At 72.4% G+C, this 19659-nt stretch carries 14 protein-coding genes; 8 read left to right on the top strand and 6 right to left on the bottom strand.

The window, feature by feature from the left end; translation table 11 throughout:
* Positions 1-110 precede the first annotated feature (110 nt).
* From AB0N04_RS20040 to AB0N04_RS20020, 5 genes are all read right to left on the bottom strand, one after another.
* Entirely contained in the window at positions 111-1205 is a 1095-nt protein-coding gene (locus tag AB0N04_RS20040; RefSeq protein WP_360210003.1) for a DUF475 domain-containing protein, read from the bottom strand.
* 149 nt (positions 1206-1354) lie between these two features.
* Positions 1355-1933, bottom strand: coding sequence for a TerD family protein (locus tag AB0N04_RS20035; RefSeq protein WP_360210005.1), 579 nt, complete (start codon positions 1931-1933; stop codon positions 1355-1357).
* A gap of 214 nt (positions 1934-2147) precedes the next feature.
* The gene (locus AB0N04_RS20030) at positions 2148-2723 is read right to left on the bottom strand and encodes a TerD family protein (RefSeq protein WP_360210007.1); all 576 of its coding nucleotides are present in this window, start codon (positions 2721-2723) and stop codon (positions 2148-2150) included.
* A 323-nt stretch (positions 2724-3046) separates the two neighbouring features.
* A complete protein-coding gene (locus AB0N04_RS20025) occupies positions 3047-3505 on the bottom strand; it encodes a peroxiredoxin (protein ID WP_360210009.1) in 459 nt (152 codons plus the stop codon).
* A gap of 364 nt (positions 3506-3869) precedes the next feature.
* Entirely contained in the window at positions 3870-4307 is a 438-nt protein-coding gene (locus AB0N04_RS20020; RefSeq protein ID WP_360210011.1) for a DUF3052 domain-containing protein, read from the bottom strand.
* Positions 4308-4823: 516 nt separating this feature from the next.
* Here AB0N04_RS20020 and aceE point away from each other — a divergent pair.
* Positions 4824-7574 (top strand): pyruvate dehydrogenase (acetyl-transferring), homodimeric type, encoded by a 2751-nt coding sequence (gene aceE, locus AB0N04_RS20015; protein WP_360210013.1) that lies wholly within the window; start codon positions 4824-4826, stop codon positions 7572-7574.
* A gap of 244 nt (positions 7575-7818) precedes the next feature.
* On the opposite strand, the gene AB0N04_RS20010 is transcribed toward aceE, so the two are convergent.
* Entirely contained in the window at positions 7819-9420 is a 1602-nt protein-coding gene (locus AB0N04_RS20010; RefSeq protein ID WP_360210015.1) for an MFS transporter, read from the bottom strand.
* Between the two features lie 224 nt (positions 9421-9644).
* On the opposite strand from AB0N04_RS20010, the gene AB0N04_RS20005 reads away from it, so the two are divergent.
* The 7 genes from AB0N04_RS20005 to AB0N04_RS19975 all read left to right on the top strand — a co-directional run bounded on the left by AB0N04_RS20005 (position 9645) and on the right by AB0N04_RS19975 (position 19651).
* Entirely contained in the window at positions 9645-10337 is a 693-nt protein-coding gene (locus AB0N04_RS20005) for a TetR family transcriptional regulator (RefSeq protein ID WP_360210017.1), read from the top strand.
* Between the two features lie 121 nt (positions 10338-10458).
* Entirely contained in the window at positions 10459-11763 is a 1305-nt protein-coding gene (locus AB0N04_RS20000; protein ID WP_360210019.1) for a sensor histidine kinase, read from the top strand.
* Positions 11760-12434: a response regulator transcription factor gene (locus AB0N04_RS19995; RefSeq protein ID WP_360210021.1), complete on the top strand. Its 675-nt coding sequence runs from the start codon at positions 11760-11762 to the stop codon at positions 12432-12434. Before AB0N04_RS20000 ends, AB0N04_RS19995 begins: the two co-directional genes overlap by 4 nt.
* Before the next feature lie 263 nt (positions 12435-12697).
* Positions 12698-13819, top strand: a complete 1122-nt coding sequence (locus tag AB0N04_RS19990; protein WP_360210023.1) for an alpha/beta hydrolase — start codon at positions 12698-12700, stop codon at positions 13817-13819.
* A gap of 26 nt (positions 13820-13845) precedes the next feature.
* Positions 13846-15075, top strand: coding sequence for an acyltransferase (locus tag AB0N04_RS19985; RefSeq protein ID WP_360210025.1), 1230 nt, complete (start codon positions 13846-13848; stop codon positions 15073-15075).
* Positions 15076-15306: 231 nt separating this feature from the next.
* Entirely contained in the window at positions 15307-17211 is a 1905-nt protein-coding gene (locus tag AB0N04_RS19980; protein ID WP_360210027.1) for a galactose oxidase-like domain-containing protein, read from the top strand.
* Between the two features lie 34 nt (positions 17212-17245).
* Positions 17246-19651: a Dyp-type peroxidase gene (locus AB0N04_RS19975; protein ID WP_360210029.1), complete on the top strand. Its 2406-nt coding sequence runs from the start codon at positions 17246-17248 to the stop codon at positions 19649-19651.
* The last annotated feature ends 8 nt before the right edge of the window (positions 19652-19659 follow it).

Here is a 19659-nt window from a genome sequence, read left to right as displayed (position 1 = left end):
GGGGCGGCAGCGACCGCGCCCCCTCGCCCGCGGGGCTGGCCGCGCGCTCGCGCGATGGCCGCCCCCGGGAGTCCCGGGGGCGGCCTTCGCGCGTGCGGTGTGCCGAACGACTACTGGTCGCTGCTCACCAGTTCGTGGTCGTCGTCCGACCCCTCGCGCCGGTTGCGCAGGATCGAGGAGCCGAGCGCCAGCCCGATGAACGCCACGCCGATCAGGCCGGTGACGATCTCCGGGATGTGGTACTTGATCCCGACCATCAGGATCACGGCCAGGGCGCCGATCGCGTAGTGCGCGCCGTGCTCCAGGTAGACGTAGTCGTCCAGGGTGCCCTTGCGGACCAGGAAGACGGTCAGCGAGCGGATGTACATCGCGCCGATGCCGAGGCCCAGGGTGATCTGGAAGATGTCGCTGGAGATGGCGAACGCGCCGACCACGCCGTCGAAGGAGAACGAGGCGTCCAGGACCTCCAGGTAGAGGAAGAGGAAGAACGCGGCCTTGCCGCCGACCTGGACGATCGACTTGCCGCTCTTCTCGGCCTCCTCCTCGCGCTCGGCCTCCTCCTCCAGGCCCGCCTCGAAGACGGAGGAGAGCCCGCCGACCACGAGGTAGGTGATCATGCCGAGGACACCGGCGAGCAGAACGGTCTCCGCGTGCTCCCCGGCGAAGAAGTTGGAGGCCAGCACCAGGGTGACCAGCGCGACGACCACGGAGAAGGCGTCCAGCTTGCCGACCTTCTCGAGCGGGCGCTCGATCCAGGCCAGCCAGTTGTGCTCCTTCTCCTCGAACACGAAGTCGAGGAAGATCATCAGCAGGAACACGCCGCCGAAGGCCGCGATGGCGGGGTTGGCCGCCTCCAGGTACTGGCCGTAGGTGAGGCCCTCGTACGTCTTGTCGGAGTGCAGCGCGAGGTCGATGACCGTGCTGGGGTTGAGCTGGGCGGTGAGGCCGACGACCAGCAGCGGGAAGACCAGGCGCATGCCGAAGACGGCGATGAGCACGCCCACCGTCAGGAAGATCTTCTGCCAGTACGGGTTCATCCGCTTCAACACCGTGGCGTTGACCACCGCGTTGTCGAACGACAGGGAGATCTCCAGGATGGAGAGGATCAGCACGATGCCGAATCCTTGGGCCCCCCAGAGCAGTCCGGCCGCGATCAGGCCGATGACGGTGATCGCGAACGACCAGCCGAAAGTGCGGAGGAACACGGGACTTGGTTACCTTTCGGGTTCGGGCCGTGCCGGGGGTCGGCCTCGTCCCGAGACGCCCTGACCGGGCCCGGCCCGGTCAGGTCACCCCCGCACTGCCCTCTGTTCTCATGATCGTTGGTTGGGTGCGATCGTTCTGATTTTCGCCCTTACTGTACGTTCACTCCGAAATCGAGCGCGATGCCGCGCAGGCCGGAGGCGTACCCCTGGCCCACCGCGCGGAACTTCCACTCGCCCGCGTAGCGGTACAGCTCGCCGAAGATCATCGCGGTCTCGCTGGACGCGTCCTCGGACAGGTCGTAGCGCGCGATCTCCTGGCCGTCCAGGGAGTTGGCGACCCGGATGTAGGCGTTGCGGACCTGCCCGAAGTTCTGCAGCCGGGCCTCGGCGTCGTAGATCGACACCGCGAAGACGACCCTGTCCGCCTGGGCCGGGACGAGGTCCAGGTTGACCAGGACCACCTCGTCGTCGCCGGTGTCGTCGCCGCCGGTGAGGTTGTCGCCGGTGTGCTCGACCGAGCCCTCGGGGCTCTTGAGGTTGTTGTAGAACACGAAGTACTCGTCACCGAGCACCCGGCCGCCGCCGCAGATCAGGGCGCTCGCGTCGAGGTCGAACGGTGCGCCCGTGGTCGAACGGGCGGACCAGCCGAGGCCGATCTGGACCTGCGTCAGGTTCGGCGCGGCCTTGGTGAGCGAAACGTTCCCGCCCTTGGCGAGCGTGACCACCATGACTGTTCTTCCTCCCTTGCCTTCTCCCGGGGCGCGCCTACAAGGTGTAGTCCCCCGAGACCCCGGCCGGCCCCGTTTGGCCGGCTGAACTTCCTGAACTCACATCCTCCCAGCGCGCGGCGCCGGGACGGAACGGGGGCGGCCCCGGACCGGGAAGGTCCGGGGCCGCCCCTCGCACGGCGGGCCGGTCGGCAGACCGGCGGCTGCCGTCCGGTCAGACGTTGACGCCGAAGTCCTGGGCGATGCCGCGCAGGCCGGAGGCGTAGCCCTGGCCGATGGCCCGGAACTTCCACTCGGCGCCGTTGCGGTACAGCTCGCCGAAGACCATCGCGGTCTCGGTGGAGGCGTCCTCGGAGAGGTCGTAGCGGGCCAGCTCCACGTTGTCGGCCTGGTTGATCACGCGGATGAACGCGTTGCGCACCTGGCCGAAGTTCTGTCCGCGGCTCTCGGCGTCGTAGATCGAGACCGGGAAGACGATCTTCTGCACGTCGGCCGGGACGCCGGCCAGGTTGACCTTGATCGCCTCGTCGTCACCCTCGCCCTCACCGGTGCGGTTGTCACCGGTGTGCTCGACCGAGCCCTCGGGGCTCTTCAGGTTGTTGAAGAAGACGAAGTTCCCGTCCGAGGCGACCTTGCCCTGGTCGTTGCAGAGCAGCGCGCTGGCGTCCAGGTCGAAGTCCGTCCCGGTGGTCGTCCGGACGTCCCAGCCCAGGCCGACGACCACGGCCACGAGGCCCGGAGCCTCCTTGGTGAGCGAGACATTGCCGCCCTTGCTCAGGCTGACACCCACTTGTCCTCCAAGATTCGGGAGGCACGCCCTGGTGCCCCCGGCGGTGCGGTTCGAGGCGCCGGCCGGCGAACGGCTCACGTGCCCTGTCCGGCCAACGGACCGAGCGTAGTGCGCGGTTCCCGTCCGGACCCGCGAACGGGCCCGGCGCGGCCGTTCGAAGTTCGGCCGGGCCGGGCCCGGAGGCGGTCGCGCGGGCATCGGAACGCGGGCGTCCGAGCGCAGGCGTCAGAGCGCGGGCATCCGAACGCGGGCATCGGAACGCGGGCATCCGAGCGCAGGCCTCGGAGCGCGGGCATCCGAGCGCAGGCCTCGGAGCGCGGGCGTCAGAGCGCGGCGAGCGCCGCCAGGTACTCCTGCACGTCCCGGGCGTCCGGGAGGTCGTTGACGACGCTCCAGCGCACCACGCCGGCCCTGTCGATCACGAAGGTGCCGCGCAGCGCGCAGCCCTTCTCCTCGTCGAGCACGCCGTAGGCGCGGGCGACCTCGCCGTGCGGCCAGAAGTCGGCGAGCAGCGGGTACTCCAGGCCCTCCCGGTCGGCGAAGACCCGCTGGCCGAACTGCGAGTCGACCGAGACGCCGAGCACCTGGACGTCGTCGTTCTGCAGGCGCGGCAGCTCCCGCTGGATCGCGCCCAGCTCGCCGGTGCAGACGCCGGTGAAGGCGAACGGGTAGAAGACCAGGACGACGTCGCGCAGGCCCCGGAAGTCGGAGAGCCGGACGGTTTCACCGTGCTGGTTGTTGAGCTCGAAGTCCGGAGCCTCGGTGCCGACCTCGACGGCCATGACGTGACCTTTCTGACGCGACCGGGCCGCGCGCAGCGCGCGACCAGCGCCATCCTCGCATCCGTCCGGGTGCGTTCCGCCGAACGGATGAGGGCGGGGCTCCCGGGCCGCCCGGCTTTCGCCCTGGGCGAACGCCGCGAAGGGTGCGATCCACCCGACCCGCCGTGGCGCACCGCCACCTCGCGGCCCGGATTCGTCACCCTGCGTCACTAATTCGGGCCGACCCCCGCCGGTCCCGGGTGACCCACCGGGCCGGCCGGGCCCACGGGGCCCGCCCCGGCCACCCCGGGCCGCCACGGCAAAGGACCGGGCCCCGCCGGAGGAGGTCCTCCGGCGGGGCCCGGTGCGGGGCTTCAGGGCCCGCTCAGCGCTTGCCGCCCTTGGCGGTGGACTTGGTGGCGAGGCGGGTGGCCGCCCAGTCCTTGGCGATCGCGATCGAGCTGGTCTGGGAGAGGCCGGCGGTGCGGGCGGCGTCCGCGATGTCGGAGGCCTCGATGTGACCGTCACGGCCGGTCTTGGGCGTGAGCAGCCAGATCAGGCCGCCCTCGGCCAGGTACTCCAGGGCGTCGACGAGGGCGTCGGTGAGGTCCCCGTCGTCGTCGCGGTGCCACAGCAGGACGGCGTCGGCGACGTCGTCGTAGTCCTCGTCGACGAGATCCGTCCCGGTGAGCTCCTCGATGCCCTCGCGGAGATCCTGGTCAGTGTCTTCGTCGTACCCCAGCTCCTGGATGATCTGGCCCTCTTCGAAGCCGAGTCGGGTCGCCGGGTTGGACTTGTCCGCGGGGTCCGCGGTCGCGCTCACGGGAATAACCTCCAGTATTCGGCTCGGCGTCCATGCCGAGGCTGTGGCCGTAGTCCACACGGGCGCGGCGGTTCGCGCAAGTACCCGACCCCCGATCCCCCCCAAAGGTTGACGTGTCGCAGCGGGACACGCCGGTCGAGGTGGCGCGAATCACACCGATTTGCCCTTCTCTGCGTGGGACAAGGATGCTTCGGGTGGTCCCGGCCCACAGGCCGTACTCATGCCCGAGATGCGAACGGCATTCGGGTCCGCGCGTGCGCGGGCGTAGAGTCTCCTGTTGGCCCTCACCCCGGCCGCCCGCCATCGGGCGGACGGGAAACCAGGTCGGACCACCTCTTTTCGTAACACCCGGGGGTGTGCGGGGCGGGCGATGACGCCCGGACCGCACGCCGCCAGACCGTCCCGCCCACCAGGCGGAACGGTTACCGATCGGTAGAGATGACGGATCTCCGAGCGCGGTAGCACGATGGAGGCGGCGCGACACACCTCAGTTTCGACCGACAGTGAAGGAACAGCGTGGCTTCCGGATCCGATCGCAACCCGATCATCATTGGCGGCCTTCCGAGTCAGGTCCCGGACTTCGATCCCGAGGAGACCGCGGAATGGCTGGAGTCGCTTGACGCGGCCATCGACGAGCGGGGGCGCGAGCGTGCCCGCTACCTGATGCTCCGCCTGATCGAGCGCGCCCGCGAGAAGCGTGTCGCCGTGCCCGAGATGCGCAGCACGGACTACGTCAACACCATCGCCACCAAGGACGAGCCGTTCTTCCCGGGCAACGAGGAGATCGAGCGCAGGATCCTCAACGCGACCCGGTGGAACGCGGCCGTCATGGTCTCCCGGGCGCAGCGCCCCGGCATCGGCGTCGGCGGGCACATCGCCACCTTCGCCTCCTCCGCGTCGCTCTACGACGTCGGCTTCAACTACTTCTTCCGCGGCAAGGACGCCGAGGGCGAGTCCGGCGACCAGATCTTCTTCCAGGGCCACGCCTCCCCCGGCATCTACGCCCGCGCCTTCCTCCTGGACCGACTCACCGAGCAGCAGCTCGACGCGTTCCGCCAGGAGAAGTCGAAGGCGCCGTACGGCCTGTCCAGCTACCCGCACCCGCGGCTGATGCCGGACTTCTGGGAGTTCCCGACCGTCTCGATGGGCCTCGGCCCCCTCGGCGCGATCTACCAGGCCCGGATGAACCGCTACCTGGAGCACCGCGGCATCAAGGACACCTCCGACTCGCAGGTGTACGCCTTCCTCGGCGACGGCGAGATGGACGAGCCGGAGTCGCTGGGCCAGCTGTCGCTCGCCGCGCGCGAGGGCCTCGACAACCTGACCTTCGTGGTCAACTGCAACCTGCAGCGCCTGGACGGGCCGGTCCGCGGCAACGGCAAGATCATCCAGGAGCTGGAGTCCCAGTTCCGGGGCGCCGGCTGGAACGTGATCAAGCTGGTCTGGGACCGCAGCTGGGACCCGCTGCTCGCGCAGGACCGCGACGGCGTCCTGGTCAACAAGCTGAACACCACGGTGGACGGCCAGTTCCAGACCTACGCCACCGAGACCGGCCAGTACATCCGCGAGCACTTCTTCGGCAGCGACCTTCGCCTGCGCAAGATGGTCGAGAGCATGACCGACCAGCAGATCCAGCACCTGGGTCGCGGCGGCCACGACCACAAGAAGATCTACGCGGCGTTCAAGGCGGCCCGCGAGCACAAGGGCCAGCCGACGGTCATCCTGGCCCAGACGGTCAAGGGCTGGACCCTCGGCCCCAACTTCGAGGGCCGCAACGCCACGCACCAGATGAAGAAGCTGACGGTCGAGGACCTGAAGCGCTTCCGCGACCGGCTGCACCTGCCGATCACCGACAAGCAGCTCGAGGAGGGCTACCCGCCCTACTACCACCCGGGCCGCGACTCGGAGGAGATCCAGTACATGCACGACCGCCGGCAGGAGCTCGGCGGCTACGTGCCCACCCGCAAGGTGCGCCCGCGCCAGCTGGAGCTGCCCGGCGACGACGCCTACAAGGCGGTCAAGAAGGGGTCCGGCAACCAGACCATCGCCACCACCATGGCGTTCGTCCGGGTGCTCAAGGACCTCATGCGGGACAAGGGCATCGGCAACCGCTTCGTGCCGATCGCGCCCGACGAGTACCGCACCTTCGGCATGGACTCGCTCTTCCCGTCGGCGAAGATCTACAACCCGCTCGGCCAGACCTACGAGTCGGTCGACCGCGACCTCCTGCTCGCGTACAAGGAGTCGCCGAAGGGCCAGATGCTGCACGACGGCATCTCCGAGGCCGGCTGCACCGCCTCGCTGATCGCCGCCGGTTCGTCCTACGCCACCCACGGCGAGCCGCTGATCCCGGTCTACGTCTTCTACTCGATGTTCGGGTTCCAGCGCACCGGCGACCAGTTCTGGCAGATGGCCGACCAGCTGGCCCGCGGCTTCGTGATCGGCGCCACCGCCGGCCGCACCACGCTGACCGGTGAGGGCCTGCAGCACGCCGACGGCCACTCGCAGCTGCTCGCCTCGACCAACCCGGGCGTCGTCGCGTACGACCCCGCGTACGGCTTCGAGATCGCGCACATCGTCCAGGACGGTCTCCGCCGGATGTACGGCTCCAGCGCCGAGCACCCGCACGGCGAGGACGTGTTCTACTACATGACCGTCTACAACGAGCCGATCAAGATGCCGGCCGAGCCCGAGAACGTGGACGTCGAGGGCATCCTGAAGGGTCTGCACAAGTACGCGCCGGCCACCGCCGGCCAGATCCCGGCCCAGATCCTCGCCTCCGGCGTGGCCGTGCCGTGGGCCCTGGAGGCCCAGCGCATCCTCGCCGAGGAGTGGAACGTCAAGGCCGACGTCTGGTCCGCGACCTCCTGGAACGAGCTGCGCCGCGACGCGGTGGAGGCCGAGGAGTTCAACCTGCTGCACCCCGAGGAGCAGCAGCGCGTGCCGTACGTCACCCAGAAGCTCCAGGGTGCCGAGGGCCCGGTCGTCGCGGTGTCCGACTGGATGCGAGCCGTGCCGGACCAGATCTCCCGCTGGGTGCCGGGCCAGTACCAGTCGCTGGGCGCCGACGGCTTCGGCTTCGCCGACACCCGGGGCGCGGCCCGACGCTTCTTCCACATCGACGCGCAGTCGGTCGTCCTGGCCGTGCTCACCGAGCTCGCCAAGCAGGGCCGGATCGACCGTAGCGCCCTGAAGGACGCGATCGACCGCTACCAGCTGCTCGACGTGACGGCGGCCGACCCGGGCGCCGCCGGCGGCGACGCCTGATCCGCGGCTAGGCACGCGCTGGGCACTCGCCGACAGGCGCTGAGGGGCCGGACTCCCGTACGGGGGTCCGGCCCCTTCGCCGTCCACGGGCGGCCCCTGCGTGGGGCCGTCCGGGCCCTGCCGTGGGGGCGCGCACCCCGAGCCGGACGGGCCGCCGTGGACGCCCGCCGGGGCGCGCCGGCCCGCCCGGGCAGCACGACGGCCCCGGACTCCGTCGAGTCCGGGGCCGTGCGGCGCGGGTGCGTCAGATGTGGACGGCCGGCCCCGCGTCGGTGGCGCCGCGGCGGGTGAGCAGGCCGAGCAGGGCGGCGGCGAAGGCCACCACGGCGGCCACCGCGAAGGCGAGCGACATGCCGCTGACGAAGGACTCGTGGACGGCACCGGCCATCGCGTCGACCGCCTGCTGCGGGGTGCCGGCCGGGGCCGGCGGGGCGATGCCGAGCTGGGCGGCCTGCTCGAGGCCCTCGGCCGCGGCGCCCTCCACCGGCGGCAGGCCGGCCCCGGCCCAGTTGCCGGGCAGCACGTCGGTGACCTTGGCGGCCATCAGCGCGCCGAGCACCGCGGTGCCCAGGCTGCCGCCGACCTGCATCGCGGCCTGCTGGAGGCCGCCGGCCACGCCGGACAGCTCCAGCGGGGCGTTGCCGACAATCACCTCGGTGGCGCCGACCATGACCGGGCTGATGCCGAGGCCCATCAGGACGAACCAGAGCGACATCACGCCGTTGCCGGAGCCGGTGTCCAGGGTGGACATGCCGAACATCGCGGTGGTGGTGATCAGCATGCCGGCCACGATCGGGATGCGCGGGCCGAGCTTGCCGATCGCGATGCCTGCCACCGGCGAGCCGACGATCATCATGCCGGTCATCGGCAGCAGGTGGACGCCGGCCTGGACCGGCGACATCCCGTGCACGTTCTGCAGGTAGAAGGTCACGAAGAAGATCGCGCCGAAGAACGCGAAGGCCATCAGCACCATCAGCAGGGTGCCCGCCGACAGCGGCACCGAGCGGAACAGGCTGAGCGGGATCAGCGGCTCCTTCGCCCTGGCCTGCCAGAACGCGAACAGGACCATCAGGACCACCGCGCCGCCCAGGAACAGCAGGGTGCGGGTGTCGCCCCAGCCCCACTCGGGGGCCTTGATGATGCCGAAGACCAGCGCGAACATGGCCACCGAGAGCAGCGCGATGCCGGGCAGGTCGAAGGACTTGGCGGCCTTCTCGGCCCGGACGTCCCTGAGGATCCACAGGCCCAGGCCGAGCGCGACCAGGCCGACCGGGACGTTGATGAAGAAGACCGACTCCCAGTTGACGTGCTCGACCAGCAGGCCGCCGACGATCGGGCCGGCCGCGGTGGAGGCGCCGATCACGCCGCCCCAGATGCCGATCGCCATGTTGAGCTTCTCGGCCGGGAAGGCGCCGCGCAGCAGGCCGAGCGCGGCCGGCTGGAGCAGGGCGCCGAACAGGCCCTGCAGCACCCGGAAGGCGATCACGGTCTGGATGTTGCCGGCGAAGCCGATCGCGGCCGAGGTGGCGGCGAAGCCGACCGCGCCGACCAGGAAGGTGTTCTTGTGGCCGAACCGGTCGCCGATCTTGCCGGCGGTGATCAGGAAGACCGCCAGGGCGAGCAGGTAGCCGCTGGTCACCCACTGGATCTCGGAGGGCGCGGCGTTCAGCTTCTCCTGGATGACGGGGTTGGCGATCGCGACGATCGTGCCGTCCAGGGCGACCATCATCACGCCGACCGCGACGGTCAGCAGGGTCAGCCAGGGGTGCCCCTTGAGGCCCCCTCCGGACGGCGGACCGAGCGGCGGGGCGTCCGCCTCGGCGTTCTTGACGACGGACTGGCTCATCTGGGGCCCTCCGGGGGCGTGGCGCGGGGTGCGGAACCGGACGAAGAGGTCGTGGCGCCGCGGCCCACCCGTCCCCACGAGTGCCCGGCCGGCGAGCGCCACTCCCGGCAGATTATGTCAGCCTCTGACATTCGGCAAACACTGACTTCTGGCCATGTCTGACATTTGGCAGAACGCTAAGGTTGTCCTCCCACCCCGCCCGCACGCGCCCGGAAGGCCCCGCCATGGCCGCTCGCACCCCCGCCCCCACCCCCGCCCCGGCCGGCCCCGGCCGGCAGCCCGGGCTGCGCGAGCGCAAGAAGCAGCAGACCAGGGACGCCCTCGTCCAGGCCGCCCACGGGCTCTTCCTCGGCCAGGGCTTCGCCCGCACGACCGTCGACGAGATCGCCTCCGCCGTCGAGGTCTCCCAGCGCACCTTCTTCCGCTACTTCGCCAACAAGGACGAGGTCGCGCTCGCCGTGATGGCCGACGCCGAGGACTACTTCATCGAGTGCCTGCGCCGCCGCCCCGCCGAGGAGTCCCCGCTGCAGGCCCTGCGCGCCGCGATCGTCCAGTCCTGGCGGGAACTCGGCGCCGAGCACCGCAGCGGGCCCGGCTCGATCACCACCGCCCTGGAACTGATGCGGATGATCGAGGAGACCCCCACCCTGCTCGCCGCCCACCTGCGCCGGGTCACCGAGCAGGAGCGGGTGGTCGTCCGGGTGATCGCCGAGCGCGAGGGCCTGGACCCGACGACGGACCTGCGGCCCACCGTGCTCGCCGCCGTCTTCGGCAGCGTGCTGCGCGCCGCCCACCTGTCCTGGACGCCCGAACAGGAGCCCGCCGGGCCCGAGGGCATGGTCGCCGTCATCGAGCGCCACTTCGACCAGCTCGGCCCCGCCCTGGCCGGCCACTGGCGGACCGTCACACCGCGGTAGCAGCCGTGGGTCGTACCCGGGTGGCAGCCCGGACCCCGCCCCACCCCCTACCCCGGTAGCACCCGGATGTTCGACCCCAGGGCGACGACGGGCGGGCGGGGCCCTCCTAGGCTGGCCCGCGATGAAGACGATCACCACGACCGAGGTCCGCGCGCGCACCCTCCGGTCGCTCCGCTCGCTGCGGCACCACCTCACCACCCCGACCGGCGGGCACACCCCGCTGCTCGGGGACTCGCCCCGGGGGTGGCTGCGCCGGCTGCCGTACGTCGTCGCGCTGATCATGCAGGCCTCGCTGATCCCCACCGGGATCGTCGCGCTGGTCGACTTCTACGACGTCGCCCCGCCGATCGCCGGCGCGCTCACCATCGCCCAGACCACCCCGCTGCTGCTCGCCATCACCCGGCCGCTGGCCGCGTGGTGGATCAGCGCGGCCGCCCTGGTCACCACGGCATCCATCACCGCCCGCCACGACCAGCTGGGCGGCACCTGGCCGTGGACGGCGCCGATGATCCTGGCGTACGTCTTCCTGCTGATCGCGCTCGCGCTGCGGGAGAGCCGGGCCACCCTGATCTCGGTCTGGATCGCCACGATCCTGCTCACCCTCCTCACCACCACGCTCGGCTTCCCGCACTCCGACGACGGCACCACCATGCTGCTGGTCGCGCTCGGCGGCGCCGCCCTGCTGCTCGGCTGGGCCGTCCAGGACCGCACCGAGGCCCGCCGGCTGCTCGCCGAGCAGGAGCACATCAGCGAGGCCGAGCGCGAGCGGCGCACCCTGCTGGAGGAACGCGCCCGGATCGCACGGGAGTTGCACGACGTCGTCGCCCACCACATGTCGGTGATCGCCGTGCAGGCGGCCAGCGCGCCCTACCGGATCACCGGCGTGCCGGACGAGGCCGCCGAGGAGTTCACCGCGATCGCCGGCACCGCCCGCGAGTCGCTGACCGAGATGCGCCGGCTGCTCGGCGTGCTGCGCAGCGAGGAGTCCGCCGCCGAGAAGGTGCCGCAACCCGGGATATCCCAACTGCCGCAGCTGGTCGAGACGGTGGGGCGGGCCGGGATCCCCGCCGCGCTGGCGGTGGACCCCGGACTGGCCGAGGCGGTGCCGCAGGCGGTCGGCCTGTCCGCGTACCGGATCGTGCAGGAGGCGCTGGCCAACGTGGTGCGCCACGCGCCGGGTTCGCGGGCCACCGTCTCCCTCGCCGACGAGGGCGCCACCCTGCTGCTGACCGTGGTGAACACGCCCCCGCCCCGCTACACCGAGTCGCTGGAGGCCTCCATGGAGGGCACCGGGCAGGGACTGATCGGAATGCGGGAACGCGCCCGGCTGGTCGGTGGCAGGCTGGAGACCGGCCCGATGCCGGACGGCGGCTACAAGGTGGCCGCTTCCCTGCCCATCGACACCTCCCGGGAGACCCCCGCATGACCATCCGCGTGATCATCGTCGACGACCAGGCCATGGTGCGGGCCGGCTTCGCCGCCCTGCTCAACGCCCAGAGCGACATCGACGTGGTGGGGGACGCGGCGGACGGCGCGCAGGCCCTGGAGGTGAGCGGCCGCACCCACCCCGACCTCGTGCTGATGGACGTCCGGATGCCCGTCATGGACGGCCTGGAGGCGGCCCGCCGGCTGCTCGACCCGGCCGTCCCGGGCACCCACCGGCCCAAGGTGATGATGCTGACCACCTTCGACGTGGACGACTACGTGTACGAGGCGCTGCGTGCCGGGGCCAGCGGCTTCCTGCTCAAGGACGCCCCGCCGGCCGACCTCATCTCCGCGGTCCGGGTGGTCGCGGCCGGCGAGGCCCTCCTCGCCCCCTCGGTGACCCGCCGGCTGATCGAGGAGTTCGCCCGCAACCGGCCGGCCCGGCGGCACGACCCCAAGCTGCGGCTCAACGGCCTGACCCCGCGCGAGACGGAGGTGCTGGAGCTGATCGCCCGCGGCCTGTCCAACCAGGAGATCGCCGCCCGGCTGGTGCTGGCCGAGCAGACCGTCAAGACGCACATCGGGCGCATCCTCGCCAAGCTCGGGCTGCGCGACCGCGCCCAGGCCGTCGTCCTGGCCTACGAGTCCGGCCTGGTGACGCCGGGCGGATGACCCGGCCGAATAGCACCGGCCCGCCCCATCCGCCCTCCGGAAGAAGCTCGTTGACGCCCCGCCAGGTCGCCGGCCCGGCCCGGTGGTGCAGCCAGCCGGTGCACCGGGGGTGGGGCTGGCCCCACCCATCACGGTACTCGGGCAGGGCTCGAGTCATACCCCGGTACCACCGGGCAGTTGGCCCCGCGGTGTGACGTCCGCGGGGCCGCCGCGTTCCTACCTTCCTCTCCGTCGAAGTCGAACGGACCAGGGAGGGGCCGGACATGGGGAAGCATCGGGTCAGGAGGGCCCTCGCGGCCGGCGCGGTGGCGCTGACCGCGGTACTGGGGCTCGGCGGCTTCGCCGCGGACGGCCAGCAGCCCGTCACCGGCCCGCCGCCGGGCAGCGCCGCCTGGGTCGCCGACACCGCGTTCGGCCTCCACCCGCCCGACCCGGCCACCACCACCCCGGCCGGGGTCGCCGCCTTCTTCGCCGGGCTGACCCCGGCGCGGCAGGACGCACTGGCCGCCCGCCACCCGCTGGTGGTCGGCAACCTCGACGGCGCCCCGGTACGACTGCGGTACCGGGCCAACGCGCTGGCCCTCGCCGCCGAGCTCGACCGGGAGACCGCCCGGGCCACGGACCCGGCGCTCACCCCCGAGGACCACGAGGCCGCCCGGGCCCGCACCGCGCGCTACCGCGGCCTGCTGGACGGCGGCCGGCAGATCCTCGCCTTCGACCCGCGCGGCCGCGGCCAGGTCGCCGAGGTGTTCGGCGACCTCACCACCGCGGACCGCACCGCCGTCGTCGTCCCCGGCTCGGACATCGACCTGCTGCGGTTCGACCGCCCGGACAACCCGTACGGCACCCCGGTCGGGATGGCCCGGGAGCTCCACCGGGCCACCGGCGGCCGGACCGCCGTGATCGCCTGGGCCGGCTACACCACCCCCGAGGGGATCGGCCTCGACGCCGCCACCGAGGACCTGGCCCGGGCCGGCGCCACCCGGCTCACCCGGCTGCTCGACGGACTCGCCGTCACCACCGGCCCGCAGGCGCCGCCCACCGTGTTCTGCCACAGCTACGGCTCGGTGGTCTGCGGCCTGGCCCGCCCCGGCCCGGAGCAGGCCTCCGGCGTGGTCGTCCTCGGCTCGCCCGGGATGGGCGTCGGCTCGGCCGCCGACCTCGACCCGCGGGTCCCGCTCTGGGCCACCGCCCGCAACGACGGGGACTGGATCGGTGACGTCCCGTTCGTCTCGGTGCTCGGACTCGGACACGGCGCCGACCCGACCTCCCCCGGCTTCGGCGCCCGCCCGCTGCCCGCCACCGGATCCACCGGCCACACCGGCTACTTCGCCCCCGGCACCTCCTCGCTCGCCGCCTTCGCCGCCGTCGCCCTCGGCCGCTGACCCTCCCCACCGAAAGGAGCACCGCCATGGCCCACCCGCTCACCGCCCTGCACCGCGCCGCCCGGCAGGTCGACGCGCGCACCCCCGTGACCCGCGACCGCGCCCTGGACGGACTGCGCGCCCTCGCCCTGCTCGCCGTGCCGGTCGGGCACTGGCTGCTCGGCGGATTCACGCTCTCCGCCGACGGCGCCCTGCACAACGCCAGCCCGCTCTCCGCGCTCGGCTCGCTCGCCCCGGTCAGCTGGGTGCTGCAGATGCTCGGGGTGTTCTTCCTGGTCGGCGGGCACTCTTCCGTCCGGTCACTGGAACGGGCCCGGGCCAAGGGCGTGACCTACGGGGGCTGGCTGCGCGGCCGGACGGTGCGGCTGCTGCGCCCGGTGCTCGGGGTCACCGCCGTCTGGGCGCTGCTGATCGCCCTGCTGCCCGCGCTCGGCGTCCCCGGGGACACCGTGCGCACCGGTGCGACGCTCGTGGTGCAGCCGCTCTGGTACATCGGGGTCTACCTGGGGCTGACCGCGCTGACCCCGCTCTGCGCCGCGGTCGGCCGCCGGCTGGGCGGCTGGTCGGCGGGCCTCCTGGTGGCCGCCGTGGCCGCCGTCGACCTGCTGCGGTACGGGCCGTGGGCGGAGTCGGTGCCGTCCTGGATCGCGCTGCTGAACATCCTTCCGGGCTGGCTGTTCGGCTACCAGCTGGGCGTGTTGTGGGCGCAGGAGCGGCTCGGCCGGCCGGCCGCCCGGGTACTGCTGTTCGGCGGCGGCACGCTGTTCGCCGTCCTGCTGCTGGTGTTCCACTACCCGGCCAGCATGGTCGGGGTGCCGGGGGTCGAGCGGACCAACTCGCACCCGCCGTCCCTGCTGGTGCTCGCGCTGGCGGCGCTGCAGTGCGGCGCGGCGGTGCTGCTGCGGGAGCGGCTGGGCCGGCTGCTGACCCGCCGTCCGCTGCTCTGGCTGCCGGTGGTGGTGGTCAACCTCTCGGCGATGACGGTCTTCACCTGGCACCAGAGCGCGATGCTCGCGGTGGCGGTGCCGGGTGCGGCCGGCCTGGGCGCCGTCCAGGGGCTGACCACGGTGCCGGACTCGTTCGGCTGGGTGGCGGCCCGGGTGCTGCTGCTTCCGCTGTTCGGAGCCGTGTTGGTGGCGATCGGGTGGTTCACCCGGCGGTTCGACGGGCCGTGGACGGCCTTCTCCCGGGCCGGGAAGGCGCTGGCCGCCGCGGGGTCCGCGCTGTTCGCCGCCTACGCGCTGGGCATGGTGTGACCTGCGCCGGAAGGTGAGGCGAGGAGGGGGCGCGGGCCAGTCGGTCCGCGCCCCTTCGGTGTGGTCCGGCTCTGCGCCGCGGGGCCGCCACGGGCCGGTGCATCCGCATGCGAACCACCACGCACTGTGATGCCATGTGACCGTCGGCGACCATCGCCGGATCGCGCCCGCCCACGGCCGTCCGCCCGCATTCGCCCGCCTTCCCCCGAACAGCCCCTCCCGAGGAGTCCCATGTCCCTGCCTCCGCCATGCCCGCGGCCGCGGGCCCGCCGACGGCTGTCCGCGGCCCTGGTGGTCTGCGCCGTCACCGCCGGCACCCTGATGAGCGCCGTCGGCCCGGCCGCCGCGCACGGTGAGCCCGCCGCCCCCGGGCAGAACGACCTCGCCCCGCACGTCGCCTCCCCCCGGGTGATGGCCGAGATGCGGGACGACGAGGTGGCCGCGCTCGGACCGGAGCACGCCGAGGAGCACGCCCGGGCCCGCGCGGCCATCCGCGGCATCGGCGATTACCCGCAGACCACCCGCACCAACCGCTACAACGCCCTGACGGCCTCCCAGGCGAGCACCAACGCCGGCTTCGACCCGGCGGTGTCCGGCGCGTTCAAGGAGTACTTCCCCTCCCCCGACTTCGGCGACCACGTCGCCCTGCTGCCGACCGGCAAGGTGCTGCTGTTCTCCTTCGAACGGATCGAGAGCAACCCGGAGAAGGAACCCGCCCCCACCCAGACCATCGGCCGGGAGAACGCCGGCCGGGCCTTCCTCTGGGACCCCGCCAAGGGCACCGGCACGGACGCCTTCAAGCAGGTCACCCCACCGATCGCCAACATGCCGGACGGCCTCGACCAGGAGCGCCCGGCACCGTTCTTCTGCTCCGGCCACTCCTTCCTCCCCAACGGCATGCTCGGCGTCTTCGGCGGGAACCTGGGCGGCAACGGCGGCACCGGCGCCAAGCTCTCCCTGGTCTTCGACCCGTGGACGGAGACCTGGACCCGCAACCCCGACATGTCCGTCGGCCGCTGGTACCCCTCGGTGGTCACCGGCGCCGACGGCCGGCAGCTGATCATGTCCGGCCAGTCCGAACTCGGCTACGGCACCCCGACCCCGGTGGTCGAACGCTTCCCCGCCAAGGGCTTCCCCGTCCCGCAGGGCCGGAACGACACCCCGCGGAACACCCCGGTGGACCGGTTCAAGGCGGACGCCCCGTTCAGCACCGACTACCCGCACCTCTTCTCGCTCAACGACGGCAACGTCTACGGCTTCGGGCGCCAGGCCGACGAGCAGTGGCGGTTCGACCCCGTCGCCGAGTCCCGCAGCGACCTCACCGCCCGCCCTGACGGCCGCCGGCGCAACTACGGATCCGCCGTCATGCTGCCCGGCGGCGTGAGCGGCCCGGACTCCGCGCTGGTCCTCGGCGGCGACCGCGACAACCCGAGCACCCTGCGCTTCTCCAACGGCAGTTGGACCGCCGAGAAGTCCCGCGCCTTCGGCCGCACCCAGGACGACACCCTGCTGCTGCCCAACGGCCGGCTGATGACCGTCAACGGCGCCTACGACATCCGCGACTACGGCAACGGCCCGTACAACCCGAACGCGGACCTCAAGTACCGCCAGGTCGAACTGCGCGACGACCAGGGCAACTGGAAGCTCGGCCCCGTCCAGCGGCTGCCGCGCGGCTACCACTCCAACGCCGTGGTCCTGCCCGACGGCCGCGTGATGGTCACCGGGGACGAGCTCCAGCAGCTCGCCAACAACCCCGACACCGCGGCCATCCCCAGCAGCATGAACGGCACCATCGAGATCTACGAGCCGGCCTACCTGCACCAGGGCGCCCGCCCCGCGCTGGACAACCCGCCCACCACGCCGGTCGGTTACGACAAGAGCTTCACCGTCACCAGCACCACCCCCGGCCAGGCCGTCAAGGCCGTGCTGCTGGCCCCGACCACCTCCACCCACTCGGTCAACACCAGCCAGCGCCACCTCGACCTGCGGATCACCAGCCGGGCCGGCAACCGTCTGCAGCTCCAGGCCCCGCCGGACGCCAAGGCCGCCCCGCCCGGCTGGTACATGCTCTTCCTCCTCAACGACCAGGGCGTGCCCAGCGTCGCGAAGTGGGTCCAGCTCAGCTCGACGGCCTGATCCCCCGGAATCCACCGAAAGGAACACCAGAACCATGGCAACGGATCTGAGACTGCGCGCGAGCGAGGAGATCCAGGGGGACATCCTGGCCGGCTTCAGGAAGGACAACGTCAGCGTCCTCTTCCTCAAGTTCGAGGACGCGGCCCGGGCCCGCGACTGGGTGCGCCGGCTCGTCCCGCAGATCTCCACCACGCGCGAGGTCGCCGAGTTCAACGAGGCCTTCAGCGAGGCCCGCAGGTCCTCCGGCGGGGACGACCCGAAGACGCTCAAGGCCACCTGGCTCGGCGTCAGCTTCACCTACGAGGGCCTGCGGATGCTCTCCACCACCGACCCGTTCCCGACGCCGCCGCCGGTCGGCAGCGGGCTGGAGGCCTTCCAGGAGGGCTCGGCCAGACGAGCCGGCGCCCTCGGCGACACCGGCGACAACTCCCCGGAGAACTGGCTCTTCGGCAACGGGCGGAACCAGCCGGTCCACGCGCTGCTGAAGATCTCCGCGGACACCGAGAGCGACCTGGTCACCGCGATCGAGGCGCAGCGCATCGCCGCCGCCGAGTGCCGGATCCTGATCGCCTACCAGCAGAACGCCAGGACGCTCCAGGGCAGTCGCCGGGGCAAGGAGCACTTCGGCTTCAAGGACGGCATCAGCGAGCCCGGCGTCCAGGGCTTCGACCGGCCCGACCCGGCCAGACCGCAGGAGGAGGACGGCCACCCCGGCACCCGGCTCATCCCGGCCGGCGAGTTCGTGTGCGGCGAGGACAACGACCCGTTCAGCTTCCCCAAGGACCAGTACCCCGCCTGGTGCCGCAACGGCTCCTTCCAGGTGGTCCGGCGGCTCGCCCAGGACGTCCCCGGCTGGTGGTCGCAGGTCTCGGTCAGACTCCGGGAGCTCAAGCAGGCCAAGGCCGTCCCGGAGAGCGCCACCGCCGAGTGGCTGGCCGCCCGGATGGTCGGGCGGTGGCGCTCCGGCGCGCCGGTCTGCAAGCACCAGGACCGGGACGTCCCGAACAACCCCGCCGCCGCCAACGACAACGACTTCGACTTCCGGGACGACCTGGAGGGCCTGGTCACCCCGCTCTGGTCGCACCTGCGCAAGACCAGCCCGCGCGCCGGACTGCAGGAGGCCCCGGACCAGCCGCCGCTCGACGCCGGGGTCCTCGACGGCCGGCGGATCATCCGCCGCGGCACGCCGTACGGGTCCCCGTTCGACCCGGCCTCGGAGGGCCCCGGCGGCCCCGACGACCCGCGCGGCCTGCTGTTCATCTGCTACCAGGCCGACATCCAGCGGCAGTTCGAGTTCATCCAGGCCGACTGGATGGACCAGCCGAACTTCCCGCCGAACCGGGACAGCGGCGGCGCCACCCCGGCGGGGCACGCCGGCCCGCGGCCGGTGCCCGGCAAGGACCCGGTCACCCAGGAGGCCCCCGAGGTCGACTTCGAGAGCCGGGGCCCGGACGGCCTCGTCGGGCACACCCCGGTGAGCTTCCAGCAGTTCGTCCAGACCACCGGGTCGGTGTACGCCTTCATGCCGTCCCTCAGCCTCCTCAGGGCGCTCGCCGACGGCCGGCTCACCCCCCAGGGCGGCACCCAGGGCGGCGGGCAGGGCGCGACCGGCGGGCAGGGCACGACCGGCGGCCAGGGCGGCACCCAGGAACAGGGCGGCGGGCAGGCGCAGCCCGCCCCGCAGCCGGTGAAGGCCTACCCCTGCGACGAGTTCCTCCCCGTCCCCGACCAGCAGCGCCGCGCCGGGCAGAGCCGGTACTGGGCGTTCCACGGCGACCGCTGCCGACTGATCTCGGTGGCCGACGGCTCCGCCCACACCGACCGCAAGGTCGAGGACGACACCTGGCTGGACACCTGGTCCTGCCTGCAGGGCGTCGGCCGGGTCGACTGCGTCCTGCCCATGGCCGACCTGCAGGACCCGGGCGGCACGAGCTGGTACTGGGTCTTCCACAGCACCAACGGCCGCCAGCAGTACCGGACCGTCACGATCACCTGCGACGGCGGCCGCTACACCACCCGGCAGGAGCGCCCGGACCGCGAACTCACCGCCTGGGGATCGCTCAGCGGCGTCGGGCAGGTGGACTGCTGGCTGCCCGTGCCGGACCAGCAGCGGGTCGGCGGCAAGAGCTGGTACTGGGTGTTCCACACCACCGGCGGCCGGCAGCAGTACCGGCTGTGCTCGATCGCCGACGGCTCCGCGCACACCGACGTCCGCGAGCGCACCGACCGCGAGCTCACCCAGTGGGGCTCGCTGACCGGCCTCACCCGGGTGGACTGCTTCCTGCCCGTGCCGGACTGTCAGCGGGTCGGCGGCCGGAGCGAGTTCTGGTGCTTCTCCGGCCAGGGCTACCGTCGGATCTCGGTCGCCGACGGCAGCGGCCACCCGGACCGGCTGGTCGCCGGCGACCGCTCCTGCGACGCCTGGTCCTCGCTGCTCTGACGCCACCG

Source organism: Kitasatospora sp. NPDC051702 (assembly GCF_040681575.1).
Classification (GTDB): domain Bacteria; phylum Actinomycetota; class Actinomycetes; order Streptomycetales; family Streptomycetaceae; genus Kitasatospora.
The sequence above is the reverse complement of the archived record's forward strand: the minus strand, read 5'-3'. Positions and strand labels throughout refer to the sequence as shown.

What these genes read in the sequence shown, in the direction of transcription:
- AB0N04_RS20035 (WP_360210005.1), bottom strand. Translation starts at nt 1,933, where the DNA reads ATGGTGGTCACGCTCGCCAAGGGCGGGAACGTTTCGCTCACCAAGGCC.
- AB0N04_RS20025 (WP_360210009.1), bottom strand. Translation starts at nt 3,505, where the DNA reads ATGGCCGTCGAGGTCGGCACCGAGGCTCCGGACTTCGAGCTCAACAAC.
- AB0N04_RS20010 (WP_360210015.1), bottom strand. Translation starts at nt 9,420, where the DNA reads ATGAGCCAGTCCGTCGTCAAGAACGCCGAGGCGGACGCCCCGCCGCTC.
- AB0N04_RS20005 (WP_360210017.1), top strand. Translation starts at nt 9,645, where the DNA reads ATGGCCGCTCGCACCCCCGCCCCCACCCCCGCCCCGGCCGGCCCCGGC.
- AB0N04_RS20000 (WP_360210019.1), top strand. Translation starts at nt 10,459, where the DNA reads ATGAAGACGATCACCACGACCGAGGTCCGCGCGCGCACCCTCCGGTCG.
- AB0N04_RS19995 (WP_360210021.1), top strand. Translation starts at nt 11,760, where the DNA reads ATGACCATCCGCGTGATCATCGTCGACGACCAGGCCATGGTGCGGGCC.
- AB0N04_RS19990 (WP_360210023.1), top strand. Translation starts at nt 12,698, where the DNA reads ATGGGGAAGCATCGGGTCAGGAGGGCCCTCGCGGCCGGCGCGGTGGCG.
- AB0N04_RS19985 (WP_360210025.1), top strand. Translation starts at nt 13,846, where the DNA reads ATGGCCCACCCGCTCACCGCCCTGCACCGCGCCGCCCGGCAGGTCGAC.
- AB0N04_RS19980 (WP_360210027.1), top strand. Translation starts at nt 15,307, where the DNA reads ATGTCCCTGCCTCCGCCATGCCCGCGGCCGCGGGCCCGCCGACGGCTG.
- AB0N04_RS19975 (WP_360210029.1), top strand. Translation starts at nt 17,246, where the DNA reads ATGGCAACGGATCTGAGACTGCGCGCGAGCGAGGAGATCCAGGGGGAC.